General features: G+C 72.0%; 1 protein-coding gene and 1 pseudogene. One reads left to right on the forward strand and one right to left on the reverse strand.

Annotation, left to right across the window (positions count from 1 at the left end; translation table 11 throughout):
* Positions 1-88 precede the first annotated feature (88 nt).
* Complete coding sequence (locus tag HCJ92_RS22580; RefSeq protein WP_167935459.1) at positions 89-1489, reverse strand: glycoside hydrolase family 6 protein; 1401 nt, start codon at positions 1487-1489, stop codon at positions 89-91.
* A 732-nt stretch (positions 1490-2221) separates the two neighbouring features.
* Between HCJ92_RS22580 and HCJ92_RS22585 the strand changes: the two are divergent.
* Positions 2222-4180 (forward strand): annotated as a pseudogene (locus tag HCJ92_RS22585) (glycoside hydrolase family 48 protein); the annotation flags it as partial.
* Positions 4181-4300 lie beyond the last annotated feature (120 nt).

Here is a 4300-nt window from a genome sequence, read left to right on the forward strand (position 1 = left end):
GGCGGCACCACCGAGAGGTGGCGCCGCCCCACCGCCGCGGTGCGCGGCGGCGGGTGCCACCCCCGGACCGCCGCGCCCGCGCCTGCGGTCAGCTCACCGGCGGGTGGGCGTTGGCCAGCAGCTCCTGGAACTGCGCGGGGAACCAGTGACCGGAGATCGGGGCGTCCGGCAGCGAGCCGGACAGGCTCCACCCGTTGCGGGCGTTGCCGCCGTAGGTCGGGTCGCACATCTCGTCGAAGCCCTTGCCCTCGTCGTTCGGGATCTCACGGCTGGCGCCGTCCGACTCCCCCGGGGGCTTGATCCAGACGTAGGCGTCGATACCGGTCTCCGGCGCGGCGACCGGACGCTCGCCGAGACCCGCCCCGGACTGGTTGCACCAGTTGCCGAGGTGGATGCGCTGGTCGTAGCGACCGCCGTCCACGTAGGCGTTGACGCTGGTCTGCGGACCCGGGCCGGTGGGACGGTCGGCGCCGCCCCAGCCGTTGCGGGAGGTGTCGATCAGCATCCCGATGTTGGAGGGGAAGCCGAGCTGAACCAGCTGGTTGCGCAGGGCCTGGGAGAAGGACAGCTCGTCGGTGTACCGGTTCCAGTCCACCCACGAGGACTGCCGTACCGGCGTCCCGTTGACCACGTCGTTGATGGAGAAGTGGTCCTCCTCCAGCGCGCTGTAGTTCGCGGTGTTGGCGATGAACCCCGCCACGTCGGAGGGCGAGGCCCCCTCGGCGTTGGCCGCCTGGTAGAAGAGCTGCGCGGCCGGGCCGAAGTTGTCGTCCCACCCGAGCCAGCCGTGGTGCCCGGCGTCGACGTAGTTGTAGACGTTGTCGATGTCGCCGAGCGTCGCGAGCGCGTAGCCGACGCCCTTGACGTAGTTCCCGTTGGCCAGCATCTGGTCGCAGAGCGGTGTGGCCGTCGGCCGGCTACCGACGTTGGTGATGAGGTTGGGCAGCGAGTCGATCTCGATGACCGTCACGATCCGGAGGTCGGCGTAGGCCGGGTCGGAGAGGATGTCGGCGATCGGGTCGATGAAGTCGTTCTTGTACGTCGCCAGGTCGTTCGGGCCGAGCTCGCCGTTGGAGGCGAGCGCGGCGCAGTCGCGGCCGGGCAGGTTGTAGACGACGACCTGGAAGACGAACTCGTCGTGGCCCTGGGCCTGGATGACGGCCTCGTCGAGGTGGTCGGCGAGCCCCATGGTGCGGCCGGCGCCCTGGCCGGTGCCCTCGATGGCCGCGGTGCGGTCCATCCAGACGCCGGTGGGCTGGTCGGCGATGGCCGAGCCACCCGGCTCCGCGGCGGCGTTGGCCGACCACTCGGGGTTCACGTAGACGCCGGCGCCGACGTAGGGGTTGTCCACCCGCTGCATGGTCTGCGGGCTCTCGTCGGCACTCGCGGTGCTGAGGGTGGAGACGGTGAGGGCCGCCGCACCGACGAGGGCGCCGGCGACAAGTGCCGGCTTCCTGCGTCGGTGGGGGATGCGGTCGGTGCGGCTCATGTGGTTCCTCTCATGCGTCGTGTCGTGCGGGCACTGCCGTCCGTTCGTCCCGCGCGGGGCGGGTGGGGAGGTGCGGGGCAACGCCCGTCGCCGCGGTGACAGCCGCGGTGTGGCGGGTCGTGCCGTGGTGCCCGTCGGCGAGATGTGGCTCCGCGGCCGGGCCGCGGAGCGGACCGGGACGGGGCGACGTCGCGAGGTGGGGTGGCGACGGTGGAGGCGACTCCTCCCCGGCCGTGGTGCGTCCGACAGCCTCCGCCGGTGCTCGGGCGGCGGGGCGTACCGGGATCGGCGCGGGGTGGTGAGAGATGGTGCGGCTCGGAGCGACTCCGGTGTCACGACCCGCCCTCACGGCGGACCCGACAACCGTGGAACCGCTCCCACTAGTTGGATGGGAACGTACAGCCAACTCCGGGACGCGCCAAGAGGGTTGACAAAGATTCCGCTCCGACCTGCGGTGACACGGGAATGTCGCCGCGGGGGGTTGACGCTCTGCGATCCACCGTTCACCGTGGGAGCGCTCCCACTAGTTCGGTGCGGCGGGACGGCCGCACCGTGCCCCGCGCTCGCTCCTCACCACCCCCACACCCGAGCCGCTGAGGAGGCACGATGCCGATCCACTCCGGATCACCACCCCCACCCGGGCCCTCCGGCACCACCCGGCCCGCCCGCACCCGCTCCCGCCGTCTGCCACTGCTGGCAGGCGCCCTCGCGCTCTCCCTCCCGCTGGGCCTCTCCGCCGCCTCGCACTCCGGGGCCCAGCCGCACGCCGCTCCCGCAGGGGTGGCGGCCCAGCAGTACGAGGACCGGTTCCTCGCGCTGTACGACCAGATCATGGACCCGGCCAACGGCTACTTCTCGGCCGAGGGCATCCCGTACCACTCCGTCGAGACGCTGATCGTCGAGGCGCCCGACCACGGTCACGAGACGACCTCCGAGGCGTACAGCTACCTGATCTGGCTCCAGGCCGCCTACGGCAAGGTCACCGGCGACTGGGAACCGTTCAACGACGCGTGGCAGGTGATGGAGGACTACGTCATCCCCGGCGCCGCCGACCAGCCGACCAACGGGTTCTACAACCCGCAGTCCCCGGCGACCTACGCCTCCGAGTACGGGGACCCGTCCTCGTACCCGGCGCCGATGGACAACGGCGTGTCGGTGGGGGTCGACCCGCTCGCCGGTGAACTCGCCGCCACCCACGGCACCAGCGACATCTACGGGATGCACTGGCTCCAGGACGTCGACAACGTCTACGGCTTCGGCAACGCGCCCGGCGCCCCCTGTGCCGGCGGCCCCGACACCCCCGGCCCGTCCTTCATCAACACCTTCCAGCGCGGCCCGGAGGAGTCGGTGTGGGAGACGGTGCCGCACCCCTCGTGCGACGACTTCTCCCACGGCGGCGCCAACGGCTACCTCGATCTGTTCATGGACGACGACGGCTACGCCGAGCAGTGGCGCTACACCAACGCGCCCGACGCCGACGCGCGCGCGGTGCAGGCCGCGTTCTGGGCCAACAAGTGGGCCACCGAGCAGGGCAACGAGAACGAGATCGCCGCGACGCTGGAGAAGGCGGCGAAGATGGGCGACTACCTGCGGTACGGCCACTACGACAAGTACTTCAAGCAGCCGGGCTGCACCAGCCCGTCCTGCGCGCCCGGCACCGGCAAGGACAGCGCCAACTACCTGCTCTCCTGGTACTACGCCTGGGGTGGTTCCACCGACACCTCCGGTGGCTGGGCCTGGCGCATCGGCAGCAGCCACAACCACTTCGGCTACCAGAACCCGATGGCCGCCCACGCGCTCTCCGCCGACCCGGACCTCGTGCCGGCGTCACCCACCGCGCAGGGCGACTGGGAGACCAGCCTGGAGCGCCAGGTCGAGTTCTATCGCTGGCTCCAGTCCGCCGAGGGCGGGATCGCGGGCGGCGCCACCAGCAGCTGGGACGGTGCCTACGGCAACCCGCCGGCCGGGACCGCCACCTTCCACGGCATGTACTACCAGGAGGCGCCGGTCTACGTGGACCCGCCGTCCAACCAGTGGTTCGGCATGCAGGCCTGGTCGATGCAGCGGCTCGCCGAGCTGTACCTGGAGACGGGCGACGCCACCGCCGGGGAGGTCCTCGACAAGTGGGTCCCCTGGGTGCTCTCCGAGGTCACGGTGGGCACGGACGGGGACTTCGCGATCCCCGCCACCCTCGCCTGGTCGGGGCAGCCCGACGACTGGGACCCGGCCGCCCCCGGCGACAACGCGGGGCTGTCGGTGACCGTGACCGACCACAACCAGGACGTCGGGGTCGCCGGCTCGCTCGCCAACGCGCTGGCCTTCTACGCGGCGGCCACTGGTCACACCGCGGCGCAGGCCACCGCGGCCGGGCTGCTGGACGCCCTCTGGGAGCACCGCGACGACATCGGCATCGCCACCCCCGAGTCCCGCGGCGACTACAGCCGCTTCGACCAGGAGGTGTACGTCCCGCCGGGCTGGACCGGGATCATGCCCAACGGCGACGTCGTCGACTCCGACTCGACCTTCGCCTCGATCCGGGGGTTCTACGAGGACGACCCCGACTGGCCCAAGGTGCAGGCGTACCTCGACGGGGGGCCGGAGCCCGTCTTCGAGTACCACCGCTTCTGGGCGCAGGCCGACGTGGCGCTCGGCCTCGCCACGTACGCCGACCTCTTCGGTGAGGACGGCTGAGGCAGCCCCGAAGCACGCCGCCGTGCGGCGTGCCACCGACGACGGCGGCGGGCCACTCCGCCCGACCCGCCGCCGTCCCCCGCCCGCCCGGGCACCGGAGCCTCGCGCCCGGTGCCCGGG

The sequence above is a fragment of the Streptomyces spiramenti genome, from assembly GCF_012034385.1.
GTDB lineage: Bacteria > Actinomycetota > Actinomycetes > Streptomycetales > Streptomycetaceae > Streptomyces > Streptomyces spiramenti.

Excerpts from the sequence above, each read along its gene's own strand:
- HCJ92_RS22580 (WP_167935459.1), bottom strand. The coding sequence starts at position 1,489 with ATGAGCCGCACCGACCGCATCCCCCACCGACGCAGGAAGCCGGCACTT.